General features: G+C 65.9%; 18 protein-coding genes, 1 tRNA gene and 1 riboswitch. Of the genes, 7 read left to right on the plus strand and 12 right to left on the minus strand.

Features of this window, described 5'->3' with window-relative positions; genetic code table 11:
- Window positions 1-179: 179 nt before the first annotated feature.
- The 4 genes from ACR9ZJ_RS06760 to ACR9ZJ_RS06775 form a co-directional block, all read right to left on the minus strand.
- Window positions 180-698 (minus strand): DUF4142 domain-containing protein, encoded by a 519-nt coding sequence (locus ACR9ZJ_RS06760; protein ID WP_481287271.1) that lies wholly within the window; start codon window positions 696-698, stop codon window positions 180-182.
- 440 nt (window positions 699-1,138) lie between these two features.
- The gene (metK, locus tag ACR9ZJ_RS06765; protein ID WP_306850936.1) at window positions 1,139-2,359 is read right to left on the minus strand and encodes a methionine adenosyltransferase; all 1,221 of its coding nucleotides are present in this window, start codon (window positions 2,357-2,359) and stop codon (window positions 1,139-1,141) included.
- A 148-nt stretch (window positions 2,360-2,507) separates the two neighbouring features.
- On the minus strand, window positions 2,508-4,799 hold the full coding sequence (metE, locus tag ACR9ZJ_RS06770) for a 5-methyltetrahydropteroyltriglutamate--homocysteine S-methyltransferase (protein ID WP_481287272.1): 2,292 nt from the start codon (window positions 4,797-4,799) through the stop codon (window positions 2,508-2,510).
- 194 nt (window positions 4,800-4,993) lie between these two features.
- Window positions 4,994-5,209: riboswitch (cobalamin riboswitch) on the minus strand.
- Between the two features lie 87 nt (window positions 5,210-5,296).
- The gene (locus ACR9ZJ_RS06775) at window positions 5,297-6,277 is read right to left on the minus strand and encodes an aldo/keto reductase (RefSeq protein ID WP_481287273.1); all 981 of its coding nucleotides are present in this window, start codon (window positions 6,275-6,277) and stop codon (window positions 5,297-5,299) included.
- A 587-nt stretch (window positions 6,278-6,864) separates the two neighbouring features.
- On the opposite strand from ACR9ZJ_RS06775, the gene fusA reads away from it, so the two are divergent.
- The 4 genes from fusA to ACR9ZJ_RS06795 all read left to right on the plus strand — a co-directional run bounded on the left by fusA (window position 6,865) and on the right by ACR9ZJ_RS06795 (window position 11,066).
- Window positions 6,865-8,937 carry an elongation factor G gene (fusA, locus tag ACR9ZJ_RS06780; protein ID WP_481287274.1) on the plus strand — a complete coding sequence of 691 codons (2,073 nt, stop codon included), beginning with the start codon at window positions 6,865-6,867 and terminating at the stop codon, window positions 8,935-8,937.
- A gap of 73 nt (window positions 8,938-9,010) precedes the next feature.
- Window positions 9,011-10,201 (plus strand): molybdopterin molybdotransferase MoeA, encoded by a 1,191-nt coding sequence (locus ACR9ZJ_RS06785; RefSeq protein WP_481287275.1) that lies wholly within the window; start codon window positions 9,011-9,013, stop codon window positions 10,199-10,201.
- Complete coding sequence (mobA, locus tag ACR9ZJ_RS06790) at window positions 10,171-10,731, plus strand: molybdenum cofactor guanylyltransferase (RefSeq protein WP_481287276.1); 561 nt, start codon at window positions 10,171-10,173, stop codon at window positions 10,729-10,731. The genes ACR9ZJ_RS06785 and mobA overlap by 31 nt, the downstream gene beginning before the upstream one ends.
- Window positions 10,728-11,066: a hypothetical protein gene (locus tag ACR9ZJ_RS06795; protein WP_481287277.1), complete on the plus strand. Its 339-nt coding sequence runs from the start codon at window positions 10,728-10,730 to the stop codon at window positions 11,064-11,066. Before mobA ends, ACR9ZJ_RS06795 begins: the two co-directional genes overlap by 4 nt.
- Before the next feature lie 3 nt (window positions 11,067-11,069).
- On the opposite strand, the gene fdhD is transcribed toward ACR9ZJ_RS06795, so the two are convergent.
- The 4 genes from fdhD to ACR9ZJ_RS06815 all read right to left on the minus strand — a co-directional run bounded on the left by fdhD (window position 11,070) and on the right by ACR9ZJ_RS06815 (window position 16,431).
- Window positions 11,070-11,972 (minus strand): formate dehydrogenase accessory sulfurtransferase FdhD, encoded by a 903-nt coding sequence (gene fdhD, locus ACR9ZJ_RS06800; RefSeq protein ID WP_481287278.1) that lies wholly within the window; start codon window positions 11,970-11,972, stop codon window positions 11,070-11,072.
- Window positions 11,962-14,298, minus strand: a complete 2,337-nt coding sequence (locus tag ACR9ZJ_RS06805; protein ID WP_481287279.1) for an FdhF/YdeP family oxidoreductase — start codon at window positions 14,296-14,298, stop codon at window positions 11,962-11,964. The genes fdhD and ACR9ZJ_RS06805 overlap by 11 nt, the downstream gene beginning before the upstream one ends.
- Before the next feature lie 70 nt (window positions 14,299-14,368).
- Window positions 14,369-15,355: a tRNA dihydrouridine synthase DusB gene (dusB, locus tag ACR9ZJ_RS06810; RefSeq protein WP_481287280.1), complete on the minus strand. Its 987-nt coding sequence runs from the start codon at window positions 15,353-15,355 to the stop codon at window positions 14,369-14,371.
- Window positions 15,356-15,378: 23 nt separating this feature from the next.
- Window positions 15,379-16,431 (minus strand): permease, encoded by a 1,053-nt coding sequence (locus ACR9ZJ_RS06815; RefSeq protein WP_481287281.1) that lies wholly within the window; start codon window positions 16,429-16,431, stop codon window positions 15,379-15,381.
- A gap of 185 nt (window positions 16,432-16,616) precedes the next feature.
- Between ACR9ZJ_RS06815 and selD the strand changes: the two genes are divergently transcribed.
- Entirely contained in the window at window positions 16,617-17,657 is a 1,041-nt protein-coding gene (selD, locus tag ACR9ZJ_RS06820; protein ID WP_481281543.1) for a selenide, water dikinase SelD, read from the plus strand.
- 13 nt (window positions 17,658-17,670) lie between these two features.
- Here selD and ACR9ZJ_RS06825 read toward each other — a convergent pair.
- From ACR9ZJ_RS06825 to ACR9ZJ_RS06840, 4 genes are all read right to left on the minus strand, one after another.
- Window positions 17,671-17,766, minus strand: a tRNA-Sec gene (locus ACR9ZJ_RS06825).
- An 11-nt stretch (window positions 17,767-17,777) separates the two neighbouring features.
- Window positions 17,778-19,712: a selenocysteine-specific translation elongation factor gene (gene selB, locus ACR9ZJ_RS06830; RefSeq protein ID WP_481287282.1), complete on the minus strand. Its 1,935-nt coding sequence runs from the start codon at window positions 19,710-19,712 to the stop codon at window positions 17,778-17,780.
- Window positions 19,709-21,115: an L-seryl-tRNA(Sec) selenium transferase gene (selA, locus tag ACR9ZJ_RS06835; RefSeq protein WP_481287283.1), complete on the minus strand. Its 1,407-nt coding sequence runs from the start codon at window positions 21,113-21,115 to the stop codon at window positions 19,709-19,711. The genes selB and selA overlap by 4 nt, the downstream gene beginning before the upstream one ends.
- Window positions 21,116-21,194: 79 nt before the next feature.
- Entirely contained in the window at window positions 21,195-22,415 is a 1,221-nt protein-coding gene (locus ACR9ZJ_RS06840; protein WP_481287284.1) for a M35 family metallo-endopeptidase, read from the minus strand.
- 396 nt (window positions 22,416-22,811) lie between these two features.
- Between ACR9ZJ_RS06840 and ACR9ZJ_RS06845 the strand changes: the two genes are divergently transcribed.
- Window positions 22,812-23,462 carry a hypothetical protein gene (locus ACR9ZJ_RS06845; protein ID WP_481287285.1) on the plus strand — a complete coding sequence of 217 codons (651 nt, stop codon included), beginning with the start codon at window positions 22,812-22,814 and terminating at the stop codon, window positions 23,460-23,462.
- Between the two features lie 19 nt (window positions 23,463-23,481).
- Window positions 23,482-25,155, plus strand: a complete 1,674-nt coding sequence (locus ACR9ZJ_RS06850; protein ID WP_481287286.1) for a phospholipase effector Tle1 domain-containing protein — start codon at window positions 23,482-23,484, stop codon at window positions 25,153-25,155.
- Window positions 25,156-25,192 lie beyond the last annotated feature (37 nt).

The following is a 25,192-nucleotide window of genomic DNA, read 5'->3' on the forward strand; positions in this document are numbered from 1 at the left end:
GACTGGTGGGAGCCGACCCTGTCGGCGATCGGGCCCGCGAAAGCATCGTCGCTTAAGCGGCTCCCACACAGGACGGCGAGGCGTGCCTGTCGCTCGTTGTGGGAGCCGGCTTTGCCGGCGATGGGTGCTCGCGAAAGCATGGCCGCTTAAGAGGCTTCCACAGGATGGTGGCGGGACGATCAGGGAAGCGCCTTCGCCCGCTTCAAATGATCCTTCAGTGTCGGCAACGTCTTCTTCGCGAAAGCCTTCAGTTGGTCGTTCGAGCCCTTCTCGATTTCCACCTCGAAGATCGCGACGGCCTTCTCGTGGTCGGCGACCATCAGCTTCGCGTATTCGCGATCGAAGTCGGCGCCGTGCAAGCGCGATAGCGCGTCGATGCGCTTTTCGCTGTCGGGCAGTGGGTCATGAGCGATCGCATAGCCCTTGTCGCCCATCTTCAGTGACTTGAGTTCGTCCTGCGCTTTCGTATGGTCGTCGACCATGCGCTGCGCGAACGCCTTGACCTTCGCCGATGACGCTTGCTTCAGGGCGAGTTCGCTCGCCTGGACTTCGGCCATGCCGGACGCGGTCGCGTTCTTGAAGAAGCCGGCATCGGTGGCGGTACCGCCGAGGGTATCTTTTTCCTGGGCTTGAACGGCACAGGACAGCGCCACGGCGAGGAAGGCGGTGGCGAGGGCATGGACAGGACGATGGGTCATGGGTGGCTTCTCCGCTGGGGACATCCAAGGTGTCGCATCCCGGCCATGAAATGACCGTGACCGATGCGGAAACGGAAGCCTGCCGGCCAGCGAGCGAAGGGTTACCCGGAGCCTTATGGCCCAGCCTTATGGGGCCAGGTCTTACGGAGCCAGGTCTTACGGAGCCAGGGCTTTCGTGGGCCAGGGTTTTGTGGGAGCCGGCTTTGCCGGCGATCCCGCGGCAGCGGGCAGGTTTTGGCAAGCACCCATCGCCGACAAGGTCGGCTCCCACAAAAGGCTGGTTCTTCCCAAGGGGCGGGTTTCCACCAAAGGGGGGGCCTACCAAAGGGGGCTTCCACCAAAGGAGGCTTTTACGAAAGGAGGCTTTCACCAGAGGCGCGCTTCGCAAAAGAAAACGGGCGCCGTGGGCGCCCGTTCTCATGCCTTGCCGGAAGCGCCGCTTACTTGCGGCGGGCGACCGTCGCGCCGAGTCCGGCGGCATCGCGCAGGACGTCGGCCTTGTCGGTCTTCTCCCAGGAGAACGCCGTGAACGTGTTGCCGTTCTTGTCGGTGATCTCGTAGGGCTTGCGGCCGAAGTGGCCGTTCGACGCGGTCGGCTGGTACATCGGGTGGACCAGGTCGAGCATCTTGATGATGCCGTACGGACGCAGGTCGAAGTGCTTGCGGATCAGCTTCTCGATCTTCTCGTCGGGGATCTTGCCGGTGCCGAAGGTGGTCACCGAGATCGAGGTGGGCTCGGCCACGCCGATGGCGTAGCTGACCTGGATCTCGCAACGGTCGGCGAGGCCGGCGGCGACGATGTTCTTGGCGACATAGCGAGCCGCATAGGCGGCCGAACGGTCGACCTTGGACGGGTCCTTGCCCGAGAACGCGCCACCGCCGTGACGGGCCCAGCCGCCGTAGGTGTCGACGATGATCTTGCGCCCGGTCAGGCCGCAGTCGCCCACCGGGCCACCGATGACGAACTTGCCGGTCGGGTTGATGTGGAACTTGGTGCCCTTGTGCAGGAGCTTCGCCGGCAGCACCGGCTTCAGGATCAACTCGCGCACGCCTTCGATCAGGTCCTTCTGCTTCACGTCCGGATCGTGCTGGGTCGACAGCACGACAGCGTCGATGGCGACGGCCTCGCCGTTCTCGTAGCGCAGGGTGACCTGGCTCTTGGCATCCGGGCGCAGCCACGGCAGCGGCGAGTTCTTCTTCTTGCGGACCTTGGTCTGCTGCTCGACGAGGCGATGCGCGTAGTGGATCGCCGCCGGCATGTATTCGCTGGTCTCGTTCGTGGCGTAGCCGAACATCAGGCCCTGGTCGCCCGCGCCCTGTTCTTCCGGCTTCTTGCGGTCGACGCCCTGGTTGATGTCCGGGGACTGCTTGCCGATCAGGTTCAGCACGCCGCAGGTCTCGCCGTCGAACCCGACTTCGGAGCTGTCGTAGCCGATGTCGAGGATGACCTTGCGGGTCAGCGCCTCGAGGTCGATCCACGCGCTGGTGGTGATCTCGCCCGCGACGATGGCGACGCCGGTCTTCACCAGCGTCTCGCAGGCCACGCGAGCGCGCGGGTCCTGGGCCAGGATGGCGTCCAGAACGGCGTCGGAGATCTGGTCGGCGATCTTGTCCGGATGGCCTTCGGAGACCGACTCGGAGGTGAAGAGGTAGTTGCTCATCGCGGGGATATATCCTTCTTTACGGATAAAGAGATAAAGGGCGCGCCATGATACACGCCTCCGGGCCGGTTTGCAGGGGGAAGGGTAGCGCCCGGGAGTGACGATTGCATGGATGTTCAGCAGGGCGCGCCCACCGGCCCACGGTGGGTCAGGCCGCCGCCCCCAACCGCTGGCGCGCCGCCTTCGCCACCGCGACCATGGTCTTCAGCGCCGCGGCGACCTCGGGCCAGTCACGGGTCTTCAGGCCGCAATCGGGGTTCACCCAGAGCTGGTCGGGACGCAATACCTGCAACGCGCGGGCAAGCAGACCGGCCATTTCGCCCTCGGCGGGAACCCGAGGGGAGTGGATGTCGTAGACACCGGGGCCGATGCCGTTCGGGTACTGGAACCGTGTGAAGGCATCGAGCAACGCCATTCGCGAGCGGCTGGTTTCGATGGAAATCACGTCGGCATCCATGGCCGCGACCGCCTCGATGATGTCGTTGAACTCCGAGTAGCACATGTGGGTGTGCACCTGGGTCGCGTCACTGACGCCGCCGGCGGTGATGCGGAACGCCTCCACCGCCCACGCGAGATAGCCATTCCACTCGGCACGACGCAGCGGCAGGCCTTCGCGCAAGGCGGGTTCGTCGATCTGCACGATGCCGATGCCCGCTCTTTCGAGATCGTGCACCTCGTCGCGCAAGGCGAGCGCGATCTGCCGGCAGACGTCCGCGCGGGGCAGATCGTCGCGCACGAACGACCATTGCAGCATCGTCACCGGACCGGTGAGCATGCCCTTCATCGGTTTTTTCGTCAGCGATTGCGCGAACGCGGACCAGGCCACGGTCATGGGCGCGGGCCGTGCCACGTCGCCATAGACGATCGGTGGTTTCACGCAGCGCGAGCCGTAGCTCTGCACCCAGCCGAACGACGTAAAGGCGTAGCCGTCGAGCTGTTCACCGAAATACTCGACCATGTCGTTGCGTTCGGGCTCGCCATGGACGAGCACGTCGATACCGGCCTCTTCCTGGAACGCCACGGCACGGCGCACTTCATCGCGCAGGATGACGGTATATGACTCGTCGTCCAGCTTGCCTGCGCGGTGCGCGGCGCGGGCGACACGAAGGGTCGCCGTCTGCGGGAACGAGCCGATGGTCGTCGTCGGCAGGTCGGGCAAGCCGAACCGCTCACGCTGTATGGCGGCGCGGAACGGGTACGCCGAGCGGCGCCGGCCGAACTGCGCCGTGAGCTGGCGAACGCGTTTGCGTACCTCGTCACGCACGACCCCCGGCGCGGCCTGTCGCCCGGCGATCAGTATGCGCTGGCGCGCGAGCGCTTCCCGGGCGACTGCATCGCCCTGGACGGCGTCGGCGTAGTGGCGCAGCTCGGCGATTTTCTGCCGCGCGAACGACAACCACGTCGCGAGATTTCCGGGCAGGCGCTTTTCCTCGCCGGCATCCAGCGGCACGTGCAGCAAGGAGCACGACGTCGACAGCCACAAGCGCCCGTTGCCAAGGCGATCGCGTAGCGCCTGCACGCGAGGAAGGATGATCGAGGGGTCGCTCAGCCAGATGTTGCGTCCATCGAGAACACCCGCCGAGAGGACGCGGTCGGCCGGCAGCGCGTCGAGCACCGCGTCGAGTTGCTCCGGCGCACGTGCGAGGTCGACGTGCAGGCCGGCGACGGGCAGCGACATGGCGAGTTCGAGATTGCCGTCGAGTGAACCGAAGTAGGTCGCGACCAGCACCCGTACCCGTGACCGCGTGGCGACCCACGCATAGGCATGGCGAAAGGCTTCGCGCGTCGCATCGTCGAGATCGAGCGCCAGCACGGGCTCGTCCACCTGCACCCACCCGGCGCCTGCGTCGGCAAGGGCGTCGAGCACGCCGACCCAGGCGGGAAGGAGCGCATCGAGTAGTGCCAGCGGGTCGCTGCCATCGACCGCCTTGGCGAGGCACAGGAAGGTGATCGGGCCGAGCAGCACCGGGCGTGCGACGTGTCCCGCCGCGACCGCTTCGCGATATTCGTCCACGACCTTGCCGGGCCGGGCGGCGAACGTCTGGCCCGCCGATACCTCGGGGACGATGTAGTGGTAGTTGGTGTCGAACCACTTGGTCATTTCCAGCGCGGGCAGGTCGAAGCGATCGTCCTGCCTGCCGCGTGCCATGGCGAAGTAGCCGGCCAGCGGATCGATGTCGTAAAGCGGTCGGTAGCGTTCCGGAATGGCGTCCACCATGACCGCGGCATCGAGCACGTGGTCGTAGAGCGAAAAATCGTTCACCGAAACGCTGTCGGCACCCGCGTCCCGGGCGAGCGCCCAGTGCCGCGAGCGCAATTCACGGGCGATATCGAGCAGTTCCTCGGAGCCGATGTTTCCCTTCCAATGGGCTTCGAGCGCGCGCTTCAACTCACGGCGGCGGCCGATACGGGGAAAACCGGGGTAGGTGACGTGTGGCATGAGTGTTCCTCTTTGCAAGAAAGAGGAGGGAAGGGCGGCTCGTCGCATGACACGGACGTCGCCGGAGTAAACCCCTTGGGCGATGCCTGGGTCATGAGGGTTTGCCGTCGACCTTCGCCCCCGCGGGCGAACCGGGCCATGCCCCGGGAGGAGGCGACGGCCCAGGCCGGACGGAGCGGCGCACCCATGACGGCGCGTCGCTCCGGCTGGCGGCAGGTCTTCGGGCTCGTGGATGTGGCGCCGAGGCGCCTCCTCCCCCATCGCTTCCCGGATCCTCATCGATCCAGTGCCTGTGACGGGTTCGTCTCCACATACCGCTGCGGGGCAGCGCCGGATTCCCACCGGCTTCCCTCTTAGCTTTATCTTCCTATTCGAATAGAGAGATAAAGACCGCTAACAAGCGGGAAATTAGCCCTCTGGACGTCCAAAGTCAATGCGAAGGAGGGCACTTCTATTCAGAAGCGCCCCCGAGGCCGCCACGCGGCGGCCGCGGACGTCTATTCAAAGCCTTCGATCGGATGGGGACCGTAGGCGGCTTCCAGCATCGCCGTCTCTTCCGGGCGCAGCACGAGATCGATCGCCGCCACGGCATCGTCGAGATGATGTGGCTTCGATGCTCCCACGATCGGCGCGGTGATGCCTTCGCGATGGGCCACCCAGGACAAGGCCACCTGTGCACGCGGTACGCCGCGCCCCTCGGCGACCTTCTTCACCGCCGCGACGATCGCCTTGTCCGAATCGGCGGTCGCGTTGTAGAGCGTGCTACCGAAGACGTCGCTCTCCTGGCGGGTACTGGTTTCGTCCCAGTCGCGCGTGAGGCGGCCGCGCGCCAGTGGGCTCCATGGGATGACCGCGATGTCCTGGTCGATGCAGAACGGAATCATCTCGCGCTCTTCCTCCCGCTGCAGCAGGTTGTAGTGGTCCTGCATGCTCACGAACTCGGTCCAGCCGTGGAGGCGCGAGGTGTAGACCATCTTCGCGAACTGCCACGCGTACATCGACGACGCGCCGAGGTAGCGCACCTTTCCCGCCTTCACCAGGTCGTGCAACGCTTCGAGCGTCTCTTCGACCGGCGTGGCGTGATCCGCGCGGTGGATCTGCAGAAGGTCGATGTAATCGGTGCCGAGGCGCTGAAGGCTGTCGTCGACGGAGTGGAAGATCGCCTTGCGCGAAAGACCGCCACCGTTGGGACCCTTGCGCCAGTGGAAGTACGTCTTCGTCGCGATCACGACTTCGTCGCGCCTCGCGAAATCCTTCAGCGCACGCCCGACGATTTCCTCGGAGGTGCCGTCGGAATACGCATTCGCGGTATCGAAGAAATTGATCCCGAGGTCGAGCGCCTTGCGGATGAAGGGGCGGCTCTGTTCCTCGTCGAGCGTCCAGGCGTGGTTGCCGCGATCGGGCACCCCGTAGGTCATGCAGCCGAGGACCAGGGGAGAGATGTCCAGGCCGGTACGGCCGAGTTTGACGTAGCGCATGCGGGGCTCCAAGACATGTGTGGACGGGGCGGTGTCCGGACGGGACATTTGTATAGCCACATACTGTAGATGCCGGGCGCCCCGTCGATCATGACAATCGCGTCATGTGAAACGTGGTCGCCACGGTAGCGAAGGCGGGTATGCCGCCTCCCCTTGAAACCGGCCCGGGCGTCCCTAACTTGGAGTCCAACGCGAAGACGGCGCGCCTTGCCGGTCAACCGGCCCGGGCGTAGCATTCGCGTCCTGTCACGAGAGCCAAGCCATGTTCCGCTGCAAGCACGATTTGATGCACGTCCCACCGATCGCCCCATGGGCGCGTCGCGGGTGCGCGCGTTCCGTGCCTGGCGGAGCTTCGTCGTAAGACGGCGCACCGGCTGCCAGGAACACCGAAAGCACCCGCAAGGGTGCTTTTTTTTGTCCCGATTTTCCCTTGCGAACCCACCGTTGGAGCAGCGTGCCATGAAGAACTGCCGCGACCCCCGATCCTGACCGTCCCGCTCAGCCAGGGGCGGCGGTAAACGGATCGGGGAGTGCCTCGCTCGAGACGACATCCGAGCCCCTGGCGACCCCATCAGGAACCGTTAGCTATGAGTACCACCCGCGAAACCCAGATCCCCGTCGGCCGTTGGCGCAACCTCGGCATCATCGCGCACGTCGACGCGGGCAAGACCACGCTCACCGAACGCCTGCTCTACAAGACCGGCACGATCCATCGCACCGGTGAAGTGCACGACGGCGCCACCACCACCGACCATATGGAACTCGAACGCGAGCGTGGCATCACGATCGGCGCCGCCGCCGTGCGCGCGAACTGGACGCCGGAAGGCGGCCAGCCGCATCGCCTGACCCTGATCGACACGCCGGGACACATCGACTTCGCGATCGAGGTCGAGCGTTCGCTGCGCGTGCTCGACGGCGCGGTCACCGTGTTCTCCGGCGTGGCCGGCGTGCAGCCGCAATCCGAAACCGTCTGGCACCAGGCGCGCCGGCATGGCGTGCCGTTGATGGCGTTCGTCAACAAGATGGACCGCCCGGGTGCGGACTTCGACGCGGTGGTCGGGCAGATGCGCGACAAGCTCGGTGCGAACCCGTGGGTGGTGGCGCGCCCGATCGTCGAAGGCGAACACATGACGGGCCTCGTCGACCTCGTGGCGGAACGCACCTGGCGTTTCGACGAGGTGGGCACGCCTACGGTCCAGCCATGGACGGACGGCGAGCGCGCGACGCATGCGGACGCGCGTGCCGAACTCGTGGCCGCCGTGGCCGATCGTGACGATACGCTGGCCGAACTCTGGCTCGCCGAACAGCCGGTCGATGCGGCGGCGCTCACGGCGGCGCTTCGGCGCGGCACGCTCGCGGGTGCCGGCTCGCCGGTACTTCCGGGCTCGGCGTTCCGCAACGTCGGTATCGAACCGCTGCTGGATGCGCTCGTCGCGTACCTGCCATCGCCACTGGATCGTCCAGCCGTGGTTGGCCACACCGACGAAGGCGACACGATGGTCGCGCCCGATGCGGACGCGCCGTTGGCGGCGCTCGTCTTCAAGGTGGTCAACCAGGCGCATGGGCCGCTGGCCTTCATCCGCGTGTATTCGGGCCGGTTGAACGTCGGCGATGCCGTGTGGCGTAGCGGTACCGATCGCGTGCAGCGTATCGGCCGGCTCGCGGTGGTGCGCGCGGAAGACACGGAAGCCGTGGATGCCGCCGAGGCGGGAGACATCGTCGCCATCGCGGGCTGGAAAGACGTGGCCACGGGCGAGACCTTGTCCGACACGCACCGCCGCGTGCGGCTGGAGACCATCCAGGCGCAACCGGCCGTGCTGTCGTGGCGGCTGTCGCCCGAGCGCTCGGCCGACCTGCTCAAGCTGGGCAACGGTCTCGCCCGCCTCGCGCAGGAGGACCCGTCGTTCCGCGTTGGCACCGATCCCGACACCGGCGAGACCCTGGTCTGGGGCATGGGCGAACTTCACCTGGAAGTGATGGTGGAGCGCCTGCGTCGCGAGTGGGGTGTGCAGGTGCGCACGGGTTCGCCGCGCGTGGCTTACCAGGAAACCCCGGCGGCCGCGTCCGGCGCCGTGGAGGGCAAGCTCGCCAAGCAGACCGGTGGCAGCGGACAGTTCGCGCGCGTGGTGCTGTCGGTCACGCCGACCGGCGAGGAGACCAACCGCTTCGAGGACCGCACCACGGGCGGCGTCATTCCCAGGCAGTTCCAGGCGGCGGTGGAGAAAGGTGTCGCCTCGGCACTGGTGGAAGGGCCGCGTGGCTATCCCGTGGTCGGCGCGGCGGTCGCCGTGCTGGACGGGCAGGCCCATGCCGTGGACTCGAACGAGGCCGCCTTCCATCGCGCGGCGCAGATCGCGGTGAAATCGGCGCTGGAAGCCACGGGCACGGTGCTGCTGGAGCCGGTGATGCGCGTGTCGGTGAGTGCGCCGGGTTCGGCGGTGGGCGATGTGCTGGGCGACCTGCAACGCCGTGGCGGGCAGATCGTCAACCTCGTCGACCGCCAGGAACGCACGGAGATCGACGCCGACGTGCCCCTCGCGCAACTCGACGGCTACAGCACCGCCTTGCGTTCGCTGAGCCAGGGCCGCGCCTCGGCCACGGTGGCGTTCCACGCTTACCGGCCGGCGGCGACGCAGGAACAGTCACGCCGTTCGGCGTGACGTGAGGCAAGGGCGGCCATATGGCCGCCCTTTGCTTCTACACGGTGGCGCGTGGGCGGGTTACGCTTCACCCATGATTTCCTATCCCGAAGCGCTGGCGCTCCTGCTTGCCGAAGTCCGGACGCTCGAGGTGGAGCAGGTCGCCCTCGATGCCGCCCGGCGGCGATTCCTCGCCACCGACCTGGCCAGCCCGCTGGCGCTTCCCTCGTTCGACAACGCGGCGATGGATGGCTATGCCCTTCGTGCCGGAGGCGAGACCATCCCCGCCGGAACCGTTCGCGCCGTGGCAGCGATGCATGCGGCCGGCGACACGATCGACACGTATCCGGAAGCCGAAGCCTGCGAGATCGCCACCGGCGCGCGCATGCCGAAGGGCTTCGACACCGTCGTCCCCGTGGAACGCTGCGAAAGGCGGGGTGGGGAGGTCCGTTTCCTTGCCGACGAGCGCCGCGGGCAGAATGTGCGCCATGCCGGTGCGGACATCGGCGAAGGAGCGCTTGCCCTCGAACGCGGACGGCGCATCGACGCCGCGGCGATCATGTTGCTCGCCGCATTGGGTATCGATCGCGTCGACGTCGTGCGCCAGCCGCGCGTGGCGGTCATCGCGACCGGTAGCGAACTCAACCCCACCGGTCCCTTGCCGCCGGGAGGCATCCACGATTCCAATGGACCGTTTCTTGCCGCCAGCCTCGCTTCCTGGGGCGTCGAGCCGGTGGGGCGTGCGCGGGTGCCCGACATGGGCGATGCGTTCCATGTCGCCGTACGCGACGCACGGGACGCCGGAGCGGACCTTATCGTCACCACGGGCGCCGTGTCCGCGGGGCGCTTCGATTTCGTGCCGTCCGCACTGGCTTCGCTCGGTGCGCGCGAACTCTTTCACAAGGTCGCGATCCGGCCGGGCAAGCCGTTGCTCGCCGCACGTTTCGACGGCGGGCCGCTGGTACTCGCCTTGCCCGGCAATCCCATCGCGGTGGCGGTGGGATATCGCTTCTTCGTCGCGCCCGTGTTGCGCGCCATGGCGGGTCTCGCTGCCGAGCGCCCCACGCGCGTGACGCTGGCGACGCCATTCGTCGGGCGCGAAGGCATGCGGCATTTCGCGTTGGGGCGTGTCGGGAACGATGCGCAAGGAAGGCAGGTCGCGCACCTCGCGGATGCGCAGGCGGCGTATCGCATCCTTCCCTATGCACAGGCGAACACCTGGCTGACCGCCGGCACCGGCGACGATGCCGAGGCGTGGCCGATCGATCCGGCGGACGCCACGTGATCGTCGGACTCGTCCTCGCCGGGGGCCGTTCGTCCCGCATGGGCGAAGACAAGGCGCTCATGCGTCTCGAAGGCCACACCTTGCTCGAACGTGGCCTCTCGGTATTGCGTGCCGCGGGCGCGGAACGGCTGGCGATCAGCGGCGCGCGCGTGGGAGGAATCCCCGATCGCTGGCCAGAGGCCGGCCCCGTCGGTGGCATCGCGAGCGCGGCCGACGAACTCCCGGATGGCGAGTGGCTGGTGATTCCCGTGGACATGCCGTGGTTGCACGAGGACGTGCTCCGGCCATTGCTTGCCGCATCCTCGCCGGCGGCGGCCAGTTGGCAGGGCCACCCGCTGCCGATGCGCCTGACGATGAACGCGGCCACACGCGAGGCGCTTGCAGGTGTCATGGCGCTCAGCGGACGCGAACGCTCGGTCTTCGCCTTGCAGGAGCGGCTCGGTACGGCGAGACTGCCGCTCGACGGCATCGATACACGGTACCTGTTGAACTGCAACACCCCCCAGGAATGGCGCGAGGTCAACGCATGAGAGTGCAGCTGGAAGACGACACCGTCCGCGTCCGCATCGACGAGGACGAGCTGGGCGAGTTGCTCGACGACATCGCCCTGTTGGGCTCGACGGCGTTCGGCAAGGCATTCACCATGCGCTATTCGATCGACGCCACCGATGGGGCCGCATGCACGCTTTCCGGCAACGCCCACGAGTGGCGCATGGGCGTCCCGCGCGTGGCGCTGCGCGACCTGCTGTCGCGCCTGCCGAGCAAGGACGGCCTGGTCTTCGACATCCCCGGCTACGACACGGTGGCTACCACGGTGCGCTTCGATGTGGACGTGAAGGACAGTTTGCGCCGACGCAAGGGTTGAACCTCAGGCGATGCGTTCCGGCCGGCTGTAGATGTTGAATCGACCCGGGCGGGCGAAGCCGAGCAGGGTCACGCCACAATCCTCGGCCAGGTGCACGGCGAGCGCCGTGGGCGCGGAGATGGCCACCACGAGGGTCATGCCGGCGACGGCGGCCTTGGTCACCATTTCGTAGCTGGCACGGCTGGTGATCACGAGGAAGCCGTCGCGCGGATCGCTGCCGTCGACGAGCATCGCGCCGATCAGTTTGTCGAGCGCGTTGTGCCGGCCGACGTCCTCGCGCACTTTCACGATCGTGCCATCCGGCGTGGCCCAGGCGGCGGCGTGCACGGAGCCGGTGAAGGCGTTGATGGGTTGCATGCCGCGCAGCGATTCGAGGGCGCGCTCGATGGCGTCGGCGCCGACCACCGGACCCGCCGCCACGGGTGCGGGATGGCGTACGACATCCTCGAGTTCACGGCTGCCACAGATGCCGCAGCCGCTGCGGCCGGGCAGCTGCCGGGCCATCTGGGCCGAATCGTCGACAGGGTCGGTTCCCACCAGGATGCAGGAATCGCCGATAGGATCGGCTCCCACCAGGTCGCGGGGTCTGGTGGGAGCCGACCTTGTCGGCGATTCTCCGGAGGCCGTGCGTACATCCACCGTGATGCCTTCCAACACCTCGCGCACCTCGATATCGACGATCTCCAGCACCGTCTCCACCTTGCCCTCCGTCAACGCGAAACCCCGCGCGAAATCCTCCAGATCGTCCGGCGTCGCCATCATCACCGCGAATGGCGAGCCATCGAAATGCATCGCCACCGGGACCTCTTCCGCGAGCCGGTCGTCGTCGTCGACGCGGCGGCCCCGATCGACCCGCGTCACCGGCCGCGTGGCGCATCCGGCGGGTGGGCGGCGCTCAGGCGGCATGTTCCGCTTTCGGTCGGGCCGGGGCGGCGGTACGTACGGTCGAGGCTTCGATTTTCACCGGCACCGACTTGTACGCCGGCGTTCCGGAGCGGCGGTCGTGGCTTTCCAGCGCGATGAGCGCATTGCCTTCGGGGTAGTACATCGCGACCGAGCCCTCTGCGATGTCGTAGGCGAGGGCGACGAAACCGCGTACCGCGCGCTCCTTGCCGTCGGCGATGTTGGCGCCGGTGGCGAAGATGTCGATGCGATCGCCGTGCTTGAGCCCGCGTGCGGCAAGATCGTTGGCATGCATGAAGACGACATCGCGCCGTCCGGTGACGCCACGGTAACGGTCGTTGAGGCCGTAGATCGTGGTGTTGTACTGGTCGTGCGAACGGATGGTGGTCAGCATGAGGCCATCCGTTGCCAGCGGCGGATCTTCATCGAGGCCGCGCGCGACGAGGAAACGGGCGCGCCCGTCGGACGTGGTCCATTCACGCTCGCTCGCCGCCACCGGCAGGCGGAATCCGCCCGGTACGTTCACGCGCTTGTTGAAGTCGCGGAAGATCGGAAAGACCTTCTCGATGTCGTCGCGGATGAGGTTGTAGTCACCCACGAGCCGGTCCCAGTCCACGCGCGTGGCAGGCAGGGTGGCCTTGGCGATGCCGCCGATGATCCACGGTTCGGAACGCAGGTGTTCCGAAGCCGGGGTCAACGTGCCGGCGGACGCATGCACCATCGACATCGAGTCTTCCACGGTGACCGACTGCGGGCCGGTGGCCTGCACGTCCAGTTCCGTCCTGCCCAGGCAAGGCAGGATGAACGATTCCTTCGCCAGGATGAGGTGCGATCGGTTGAGCTTCGTGGCGATATGCACGGCGAGGTCCAGCTTCGCCATCGCCTCGAAGGTCTCCGTCGTGTCCGGCATCGCCACGGCGAGGTTGCCACCGAGGGCGACGAGGGCTTTCGAGCGGCCTTCGCGGATCGCGATGACGGCGGCGACGGCGTCGTGGCCATGCGCCGTGGGTGGTTCGAAGCCGTAGGTGGCGCGGATGCCGTCGTTCAGCGCATCGGTCGGCTTCTCGGTGATGCCCACCGTGCGGTCGCCCTGCACGTTGCTATGGCCACGCAGCGGGCAGATGCCCGCGCCGCGGCGGCCGATGTTGCCGCGCAGGAGCAACAGGTTGGCGATCTGCTGCACGTTCTCGGTGCCGTGCACGTGCTGGGTGATGCCCATGCCGTAGCAGACGATGACGTTCTTGGCCTTGGCGTATATGTCCGCCGCGTCTTCGACCTGAGCGCGGGTGAGCCCCGAGGCACGCTCGATCGCTTCCCAGGAGGTGTTCGCGACATCCTCCACGAGAGCATCGAAACCGCTCGTGTGGGCCTCGATGAATGCATGGTCGATGATGCGAGGCATGCCAGCTGCGACAGCGCGTTCGTCGGCCGTGAGCACGGCCTTCATCATGCCCTTCAGCACGGCGACATCGCCGCCGATCTTCAGCTTGTAATAGGTGGAAGCAATGCGCGTGGACTTGCCGGTGAGCATTTCCACCGGATGCTGCGGTGACGTGAACCGTTCCAGGCCTCGCTCGGGCAGGGGATTGAGCACCACGATGGGCACGCCGCGCAGCGAGGCTTCGCGCAAGGTCGACAGCATGCGCGGGTGGTTCGTGCCGGGGTTATGGCCGATGCAGAAGATCGCATCGCAGTGTTCGAAATCCTCGAGCACCACCGTGCCCTTGCCGACCCCGATCGACTGCGGCAGGCCTACGCTGGTGGCCTCGTGGCACATGTTCGAACAATCGGGGAAATTGTTCGTACCGAACTCACGGACGAACAGCTGGTACAGGAAAGCGGCTTCGTTGGAGGCGCGGCCCGAGGTATAGAACTCGGCCATGTTCGGGTCCGGCAACGCACGCAGCGCCGCGCCGATGCGCTGGAACGCTTCTTCCCACGCGATCGGACGATAAGTGTCGCTGGCGCGGTCGTACGCCATGGGATGGGTGATCCGCCCCAGGCCTTCAAGCGTGTAGTCGGACAGTTTCCACAGGTCGGCCACCGTATTCCTGGCGAAGAACTCGGGCCGCACGCGCTTGGCCGTGGCCTCCCAGGACACCGCCTTCGCGCCGTTTTCGCAGAACTCGAAGGAGGAAGTCTCCTTGGGGTCGGGCCAGGCGCAACCCGGACAGTCGAAGCCTTGCGGCTGGTTCACCTTGTGCAGGGCGATGGACTCGCGGGCGATGGCCATCTGCCCGCTGAGCGCACGGGCGACGGCGCCGAGCGCGCCCCAACCGCCCGCGGGGCCATCATAGTCGTCGATACCGGGGATAGTGTTTTCACTCATGTCCGCATCATTCTACGCCGCACCAAAAGGAGCAATAAAACCAAGGTACGGGGCGAACGGGGAGGTTGGCCTAGGCGGCGAGCGACACGCCGGCTTCCAGGGCGTCGAAGTACTCGCGGGTCAGGCGCAGCTGGGTGATGGCGTCTTCGGCCTGGTTGACGACGTGGCGGAAAGCCGCGTTCTCGGGGCGGTCCTTGGCGTACCAACCCAGGTGCTTGCGCGCGATGCGTACGCCCATCCGCTCGCCGTAGAACGCGTACAGGTGTTCGAGGTGGCCGACGAGGATGTCGCGGACTTCGCCGGGCGTCGGCTCCGGCAGGAACCCGCCGGTGTCGAGATGATGCGCGATCTCGCGGAAGATCCACGGGCGTCCTTGCGCGCCACGTCCTACCATTACGGCATCCGCGCCGGTGACACGCAGCACCTCGCGCGCTTTCGCCGGATCGACGATGTCGCCGTTGGCGAGGACGGGGATCGAGACGCTCGCTTTCACGGCGGCGATGGTGGCGTACTCGGCGTCGCCTTCGTACTTGTCCGCGCGCGTGCGGCCGTGCACGGCCAGCGCGGCGATGCCGGCGTCCTCGGCGATGCGGGCGATGCTCAGCGCGTTGCGGTGTTCGCGGTCCCAGCCGGTGCGAATCTTCAGCGTGACCGGCACATCCACCGCCTTCACCACCGCCCGCACGATGCGCGCGACCAGCGGTTCGTCCTGGAGCAGGGCGGAACCGGACCAGACGTTGCAGACCTTCTTCGCCGGGCAACCCATGTTGATGTCGACGATCTGCGCGCCGTTATCCGCGTTGTACTTCGCCGCCTCGGCCAGCATGCCGGGGTCGTAGCCGGCGATCTGCACGCTCACCGGCTCCGGTTCGCCCTCGTGGTCCATCCGGCGCAGCGACTTGGTCGTGTTCCACAGGCGCGGATCGGCCGTGGTCATTTCGGACACGGCCAGGCCGGCCCCCAGGCGCTTGCACAGGAGACGGAAGGGTTTATCGGTGACGCCGGCCATGGGCGCGAGCACCACGGCCGGTGCGATGGTGTAGGGACCGATGCGCATGGCATTGATTTTACACGATTCGCTCAATGCATCCCGAGCATGGCCGCCAGCGCCCCGGCGAGGATGCCGAAGCCGACCACCGCTACGGCGACCACCACCAGCAAACGCACCGGAAGTGACCGGCCCAGCATCGCCAGCGAGGGCAGGCTCACCGGGGGCAGGGTCATCAGCAGGGCCGCGGCCGGGCCGCCGCCCATGCCCAGCGCGAGCATCGCCTGCACGATGGGTACCTCGCCGGCGGTGGGAATCACGAAGAGCATCCCCGCCACGGCGAACGCGGCGATCCAGTACCAGTGCTCGCCGATGTCCGGACCGATATGCGGGAACATCCACGCGCGCGCCGCGCCCAGCAACAAGACGATCACGAGGTATTCCGGGATGAGCCGCAGCGTCATCGTGGTGAAAATCCGCACCCAGCGTTTGCCGACCTCCGCCAAGGACCCAGGCTCGGTTTCGGCGATCGGCGCGACGGCGGCCGTGGACGGTTCCAGGCCGGACAGGCGGTTGGCGAGGTAGCCGAGCCCGAAGACCATCGGCACGCCCAGCACCATGCGCAGCGCGGTCCAGTGCCAGCCGAGGACGAAGCCGGTGAAGACCAGGGTCGCCGGGTTCAGCATCGTGTTACCCAGCCAGAACGCGATCGAGGCGCCCGGCGAGGCCTGGTGCTTGCGCAGGCCCACCACCACCGGCGCCGCGCAGCAGGTGCACATCATGCCGGGTACGCCCAGCAAGCCGCCGGCGAGGGTACTGCCGAAACCACGGTCGCCCAAGGTGCGCCGCACCCAGTTCACCGGCAGCAGCGCCTGGACACCGGACCCCAGCAACAGGCCCAGCACCATCGCCTTCCAGATGGCCTTGCCGTAGGCCAGTGCGTAGTCGATCGCCGCGTTCCAGGAAGGTGCCGGCGCGCTGGCCTGGTCGCCCATGAGGATCGAATGGCCGATGGAATGCTGATCCGCGGCCACGAATGCGCGCCCGTAGTACGGGTACCACTTCACGTAGAACAGGCCGGCGACAGCCAGAAACAACAATACCGACCAGCGCACGGTGCGCGCTTTCTGCAAAGCGACGGTCATAGACCCCTCCGAACAGGATGTGACATGACGGCCCTACAGGGCACGACGTTGCCGGCCGGGAGCCGCAGGCCCGATGCGCTGCGGAGGGGCAAGACTTTCGCTGGAAGATACTTCAAGCTCCGGTGGCTTCGCTATGCTCTACGTGACTTCGCGGTCGCACCCACGGGACTTTCGCAGGATCCGCCATGACCTCCGTCCGATTGACCGAACTCGCCCACGGTGGCGGCTGCGGCTGCAAGCTCGCGCCATCCGTGCTTCGACAATTGCTGGCCGACAAGCCATCGGCGATGCCGTTCGCGCAACTGCTGGTCGGCACCGAATCCAGCGACGACGCCGCGGTGTGGCAGGTGGACGAACGCACCTGCGTGATCGCCACCACCGATTTCTTCATGCCGGTGGTCGACGATCCCTACGATTTCGGCCGCATCGCCGCGGCCAATGCGCTCTCCGACGTGTACGCGATGGGCGGCAAGCCGATCATGGCGCTGGCTATCCTCGGCATGCCGTTGGACAAGTTGGACGTCGACACCGTGCGCGCCATCCTCGCGGGCGGCGAATCCATCTGCGCGGAAGCGGGTATCCCTGTCGCGGGCGGCCATTCGATCGACTCGGCCGAGCCGATCTACGGGCTCGCGGCGATCGGCTTGTGCACGCCCGCCAACGTGCGCCGCAACACGGGCGCGCAAGCGGGCGACGTGCTGATCCTGACCAAGGGCATCGGCGTCGGCATCTACTCGGCGGCGTTCAAGAAGCAGGCTTTGCCGGAAGACGCGTACGCGGAAATGCTGGCGTCCACCACGTTGCTCAACCGCGTCGGCCATGAGCTGGCGCAGGACGGCGACGTGCATGCGATCACCGACGTCACCGGCTTCGGGCTGCTGGGGCACGCGCTGGAGCTGGCGCGTGGCAGTGGCTTGCGGGTCCGGATCGACGACGATCGTGTTCCTCTCCTGGACCAGGCCGAGGCACTGGCCCAGGCCGGCTTCATCACCGGAGCGTCGAAGCGGAACTGGAACAGCTACGGCGATGGCGTCGTCCTTCCCTCCGGCCTGCCGGAGTGGCGCCGTGCCTTGCTGACCGACCCGCAGACGTCCGGCGGATTGCTGGTGGCATGCAAGGCGGAGCGGGCCCAGGCGATCCTGGCGAGGATCGAGGCGGCGGGCTATCCCCGCGCGCGTATCGTCGGCACGGCGATGGCAGGCGTGCCGGGTGTGGAGGTGGTCTGAAAAGTCGCCAGGATGGCGGAAGAGCATGGGAGTCGAACCCACCCGAGGCAGTCTGGCTGCCTCACCCGGATTTGAAGTCCGGACGTCCCACCGGGAACGATGCTCTTCCATGGATCGCGATCACGCCGGGACCGATCCGAACAGGTCGAGGTAACGCGCCTGTATCCGGCGCAGCGTGCCGTGATTTAGCGTAACACCCTGGCGGTCGAAGAACTCGAGGATCTGGATCGCCACCTTTCGCCCGTTGTCCAGCCGGTCGCGAAACTGCGCCGCGGTGAAGCGGCCGTCCGCCGCGTGCGACGCGACGTCGGCGGCGATCAGCAGCATCTCATGCACGGTCGCGCGCAGGAAGAAGTGATCGTGCGCCACTTCGTCCACGAGGCCGACGCGCGCCGCGGACTTCATCAGCTGGCGGACCTCCGCCTCCGGGCGCCCGATCACCGTGGCGATGTCCCGCACTCGCGGAGGCCGGAAGCGGACGTCGCCGCCGAGCAAGGGTTCGACCGCCCGCCACGCGGCCACGCGTTCCGGACTCAACTGCAGCGTGTGCGAGGCCAGGCGCACGAACGCGCCGTCGCGAACCACGTGGCGGGCGACATCCTCGTGTTGCAGGGCCAATGCGAACGCGGCGGGCGACAGCCGCGGGCGCAAGGCCAGCCGCAGTTTTTCCCGGCCCATGCCCTGCACATCCGGATTGGCCGCGTGGAAGGTCTCCAGGCGTTCGACCAGGGTGTTGGCGAAGCCTTGCCAGTGCGCCCGGTCGATCGCCACGCGCTCGTCACCCGTGTCGAGCACGAATGGCGAGAGCGCGGTGACCGTGTCGTCCAGCACGGCCGCCGCCAGGGCGCGATCGCGCGAGAACGCGAGCACGTCCCGCGCGAACGGCGGCGCATCGAGCAGCGCCGCGAGCGCCGTCCGTGGATCGTCGATCGCCAGCGCGGCTCGTTGTGCCTGTCGCTCGGGCGTCCGGCGCTGTCGCGACGGCGCACGGAGGTCGAGGAAACGGCCGCCGCCGATGGTCCGCCGCGCGGATACATCGCGCAGCACGAAGCGGTCGAGCGCCACCGCGGCGATCGGCTGGCTCAACACCAGCTGCACGTCGGCCGTCTGTCCCGGAAGCAACTGCTCGCCTTCCAGTGGCACGACGCGCACGCCGACTTCGGCCGCGCCGTGATGCAACCGCGCCGGGAACCATGCACCGACGGGCTTGGGCTCGCCGGCCAGGATGTGCAGGCTCGCGTCGATGCGATCGGTCGGCGCGTGCAGGAAAGGATCGACGACCATGTCGCCGCGCTGGATCGCGTCCTTGGCGATACCATCGCCAGCGAGGTTCAGGGCGCAGCGGTCGCCTGCGCGGCCTCGCTCCACCTGGCGGTTCTGCGCGTGCAAGGAGCGCACGCGCGCGACCCGTCCCGAGGGGCTGAGCATGACCTGGTCCTTTACCTGCACGGTGCCGGACAACACGGTACCGGTCACCACCACGCCGATGCCGGGCAGGGTGAACACCCGGTCCACCGCGAGCCGGAAGCGTCCGTCCGCACGGCGTTCACCGAGCGCACGCGCCTCCATGGCGAGCCGGTCGCGCAGCGCATCGACGCCCATGCCCGTCGTCGAGGACACCGGCAGGATGTCCGCCTCTTCGAGCATCGTGCCCGCGGTCGCCTCGCGGATCTGCGCGGTCACCTCCGCCAGCCGTTCCGGCGGCACCAGGTCGGCCTTGGTCAGCGCGACCAGTCCGCGCCCGACACGCAGCAGGTCGAGGATCGCCAGGTGTTCCATCGTCTGCGGCATGACGCCGTCATCGGCGGCCACCACCAGCAGGGCGATGTCGATGCCGCTCGCGCCCGCGGCCATGGTGTGCACGAAGCGTTCATGGCCCGGCACGTCGACGAAACCGAGGGTGAAGCCATCGTCCAGCGGCAGGTAGGCGAAGCCCAGGTCGATGGTGATGCCGCGTGCCTTTTCTTCCTTCAGGCGATCGCCGTCGACGCCGGTCAGCGCCCTTACCAGGGACGTCTTGCCGTGGTCGATATGGCCGGCCGTGCCGATGATCATGGAGTGCGCGCGAGTTGGGCCAGGGTCGCCAGGAAGGTGGCCTCGTCGGCGTCGGCAAGACAGCGCAGGTCCAGGTGCAGCGCGCCATCGCCGACGCGGCCCACGATGGGGCGAGGCAACGCGCGGAGCGCGGCCGCCAGGTTTTCCAGGGTGCGCTGGCTGCCGAGCGGGCGGATCGACAGCGCGGCACTGGCGAGCGTATCCAGCGGCAACGCGCCGGAACCTATCTGGCTATGGCAATCCCCGACATCGACGACGAAGCCGTCGCCGATCCGTTCCGCCACCGCCGCTCGCAAGCGGTGAGCCTGTGCCTCGATGTCCGCATGGGAGCGGGACAGGAAGCGCAGGGTCGGCAGCCGTTCGGCGAGACGGTCGGGATCGCGATACAGGTTCAGCGTGGCCTCGATGGCGGCAAGCCGGATCTTGTCCACGCGCAAGGCGCGCTTCAGCGGATTGCGGTTGATCCTGGCGATCAGGTCGCGGTCGCCGACGATGAAGCCCGCCTGCGGCCCGCCCAGCAGCTTGTCGCCGGAGAACGTGACCAGCCGCGCACCCTCGGCCACCGCTTCGCGCACCGTCGGTTCCCTGGCGAGACCATGGCGGGAGAGGTCGACGAGGCTGCCCGAGCCCAGGTCGTTGAGCAGCGGCACGCCCGCGTCGTCGGCGATCGCCGCCAATTCGCGTGCCCCCACCTCGGCCGTGAAGCCCTGGATGCGATAGTTCGAGGTGTGCACCTTCAGTACGAGCCCGCTGCGCTCGTTGAGCGCGTCGCGGTAGTCCCCCGGGTGGGTGCGGTTGGTGGTGCCTACCTCGATCATCTTCGCGCCGGCGCGCGCCATGATGTCGGGCATGCGAAAGGCGCCGCCGATCTCGATCAGCTCGCCGCGCGATACCACTGCCTCGCGGCCGAGGGCGAACGTGTTCAGGCAGAGCAAGACGGCCGCGGCGTTGTTGTTGACCACGGTGGCATCTTCCGCACCGGTCAATTCGCAGAGCAGGGAGCGCAGGTGGTTATCGCGCTCGCCACGTGCGCCGCTGGCGAGGTCGTATTCCAGCGCCACCGCGTGGCGCATCGCTTCCACCGTCGCCTCGATCGCGGCTTCGGCGAGTACCGCGCGGCCGAGGTTGGTGTGCAGCACAGTGCCGGTGAGATTGAACAGCGGGCGCAGGCCCGGCATCTTCGCTTCGAGCAGCCCGCGCGCCCGCTGCGCGATGTCAGTCGCGCTGGGTGCCTCCGTGGCAGACAGGCGAAGGGCATCCCGTGCATCGTCGATGACCTGGCGGATGGCCTCGGTGGTGGCGGCGCGTCCATGGCGCTCCAACAACGAGGCCACTTCCGCGGTCGCCAGCACGGTGGCTACCGCAGGCAGGTTGCGCAGCGAAGTTGCGTCGGGCCCGGACATGCCTCGTATGCTGAGGTGCCGCCCGTGCGGGGTCAAGAAAAACCACCCGCCTGCCCCAAGGTTATGGCGATTGCCGCATCTAATCGGGCTGCTGCAGGTTCTCCCGGAGCGGAAGGGAATGATTTACGTTAGTGGATTCTTCGTATGGAGTGGTGTCCGTAACGAGATACTCAATATTATCGGCATTGCGAACGGCCTTGGTTCGATCCTCGGAGGCCAATCGCTGCACCTCATCCCAGCCGTACACATAGTCGGCTGTACCAGGATAGCCATCATTGAAATGCGATAGCTCGTGCACGACCGTTCCTACTCGGGAAGCTCGATGCCCCGCCTCGGGAAGGGCAAAAAACTTATCGCAGAAATGAATGAGATAGGTGGTCGATGTCTCTGCCCAAGCAGGTGTTTCAGGTGAGTAACCGGGGCAGCCGCATTTTGGTATCAGGCGCGCGCCGGGGCCACCAACTTTCCGCACGAAGATCTGATCGACAGTCTCATAAGGATGGCCGTTATCACTCTCTCCCCACCCTGCCTCATACAAGTTGGGTCCGGATGAGTCATGTTCGCCCACCCAGCGCATGTATTTTGGATGGGGCACAAATACGTACTTCCATGTTCCGTCTTCCGTTTTCACATGCTTGAATCGTTCACTCATGAACGTTCCCGCGTCCCATATGGGATCGAATGCTTTACTCCAGGCGCTGAATATGACTTCTTTTTTCGGTTCGTCGCAGTCGTCGCCATCGTAAAGCGAAATTGGCTTGACCGGCCCCGGTATATAGATGGTCGTTTCGTTGGATTCGACGTATTTGAGCGTATTTCTCTTGAAGTCTTGGAATTCCTTGTCGGTCACAACATACCGATCGGGTGTGCGATCCAACGATAAGGTGAACTTCACCGAGAAGGCGCCGCCCGCTCCGTAGTCGTATTCGTAGGTGAGGTCTACTTCCTTTTCAAGGCTCTCCCCACTTTGCAGGATGATGAAGTAGCTGGAGAGAAGTCGTCCGATGTTGACGGAGCGACCGATGTATAGGGATACCTCGCCCGCGCTATTCTTTACTTCGTATTGGGATTTTGGAAGGCGTCCACCGGACATGACGAATGGAGTGTCCCATTTCATGATGGCGACCGGTTCGTCCCCGATGTTGTGCAAGGTCAGTTTCACGATGGCCGAGCGTTTGCTATCCGAGGCATAAGGGGTCTCCAGCTTCGCTGTCAGGCGCTGTTCGGCAAAACTAACAGGACTTGTCGTTAGTGCTCCCACGCTCCAGCCGAGCAAAACCAACATACGTTTCCACTTCATGGTCTATCCCTATATCTGATCATTCCCTGGCGCGTCGATACGCACCAATCGCCTTTCGGGCGACCGCTGAAGCTACGCCGAGGAATAAAGCAAACACATGGAAGAATTCTGAGAAAGTAGATGTCTTCTTCTCTCTGTGACCTGTGTCACATCGCCAGATGGATCAACCACGTGCCTGCCCGGACCTCACGTCGAACGGGCCGCTCCCGTGCTCGCACGGCCGGGCGCACGGACGATGATCGGTTCGGGAGGAAAAAATCGGAGTGAGAATGTTCTCACTAAATATGAATAGATTCAAATACTTATTTGAAAATTCGTTGGGTGACCGATAGACTCTGCGCCTCGCGAATGCATGTCGGCGACACGAATGGTTCTGCGGGCAGGCGAAGGACGTACATGGGTGACATGCAAGGAGCGGCGATGAAATGGACTCGACTGAGCGCGTGGTTAAGCCTGGGCCTGGCGGCCTGTGCCCAGCCCACGGCCGCACCGCCGTTGCAAAAGGAGATTGCCATGACGGAGACGGAGCGGGACGAAGCGGCGATTCGCGCGGAGATGAACTACCGGCCCGTGAAGTGGCCGTTGAAGTTCAAACGGCACAATTTCGGCGCTCGCTGCTATGACACGCTGTACTGCAGCATCTGGTACGGCGGCATGGAGAGCGGTGACGAACGTCCGTCGGTTCCGTCGTCGACCTATGGCACCGGCTATCTCGACAACTGGAACGGAGGCATGTCGTTCGACAACTTTCCGCCACCGGCCGAAGTGACTTGGCGCTCCAGGGATGGGTTGGAGCATAAGACCGATATCGATGTCGCAGCGATTTTCCGGGACGAGTTGATGCTGCACAACGTTCCACGCGAGGAAATTAGCGACGTACCGGATGGCAGGCTGCGAACGAATCCCTCCATCCTGCTGGAGGTCAACGATCGCAATATCCGAATCTACATGCGCGCTCGCATTCCGACCAAGCGCTTGCAGATTCCAGGTAACCCGTATAGCGACGTTCGTTACGACCTGATCCTGGTCAAGACCTATAACTACTGAACACAGGGAGTGTCGGCCCATGGGGCAACTTGTTTCCGGTGGCGCATCGCGTCCCGCTACTTCGCAGGATATGGAACTGTACGAACGGATGCGCCAGCAGCTGGCGCACCAGCAGGTCCCCATGATGCAGCGTCGCCAGGATCCGCATGAATACCTGTTCATCGCACTGTTCGACGGCACCGGGCAGGACGTTGACGACCCTGCACAGTTGCCGACCAATGTCGGTGTCCTTTCCAAGCATGCAAATTTGCTGGAAAGGGACCTAGCCAACAACATCGGGACACACTATGTCCCTGGCATAGGGACCCAGAAGAATCCGGTGGCACGACTGGCCGATGGTGCCTTGGCTTATACCTGGGATGACCGTATCAAGGAGATGTATCACGCCTTGGCGGAACAGGCATATCAGTGGCGGGAAGAAGACCCGCAGGCGAAAATTCGCCTGATCGGAGTTGGCTATAGCCGAGGCGCCGTCCTGGTCCCTGGGCTCGCCCGCCTGGTGGACCGGTACGGAATCGCAGATCCTGAACATATGCGTTTCGGCCGCGACACCGACGGCAACCTCACGGTGAAAGCACCCCGCACCCTGGTTCCCCCCGGCCAAGTCGCCCAAGCCGTCGGCCTGTTCGACCCCGTGGCGACCAACATGCCGCGCAACTACGACGCGCGCCTGCCGAAATCGGTACTGTCGGGTTTCTCGCAGATCGCCCGCGATGAACGACGCGAACTGTTTCCACACCAGACCATCCTCGATCCGGACTGGTCCGACGATGGGCGCTTCCTCAGCGTGCCGGTGCCGGGTGGGCATTCCAACGTCGGCGGTGGCAATCGTGAGGCTGGCCTCGAGTCCATGGCCTTCAACGGCATGGCCGACTATCTCAATGCCCTGACCGATCGACCGCTGTTCGAACATCGCCCGGTGCCCGACGACCCGTCCCAATACACGATCTTTCAGGCCAGAGGGGCGACGGCCGCTTTCGGCCTGCGCATGGACGATGACGGCCAGCGCGATTTTCGGGATGAACTGGCGAACTGCAAGATCGTCGACCTCTGCCACGATGCCGATCCCATCGATGTGTCGCTGGCCCGGCAGTTCCCATGGCACGAGGTGACACCGGCAGTCGCCGAGCCGATACCGGCCTTGCCGGGACGGAAATCGCCTTCGGACCTCATTCTCGACGACTATCTCGCCGCCCTCAGCGCGGGCGACGAGCAAGGCATGAGCGCGGCAGCTTCCGCAATGGCTAAATCCGACTTTGGCCGGCAACGCGTCGACGAAGCCGAACAATGGGAACTGGAGAAGCTCCAGCGAATTCCAGGCCGCGACAATCCGTTGTTCGAACAGGCGTTACGCCATCTGGAACGACTTGGGCCGGACGAGGCGGGGTACTGGAACCGAACCGAAATGGAACAAATGGCAGGCAGCATCTCCCACGAGGCGCAGCATCGGCGCATGCCCGCCATCGATGAACTGTATCCCGTCCGTGGTGGGGAAGGGCTCGCCGCCATATGGAAGCATCCGAGCAACACCGTCCTCGACAGCTTCGTCATCGTGGACAAGTTGCAGGCGATGGCACAGCCGTTGGAGCAGAGCCTGCAAGGCCTTGCCGAGGATGCGCAACGACAGGAACAGATGAATCAGGTCCAGGCGTTGCAACGCGATCAACAGCAAAGCATCGGCATGTCGCGCTGATTTCAGGGAGAGGAACATTGAATTACGAACATACGAC

This window comes from Luteibacter sp. KNZ12-1A (assembly GCF_056755675.1).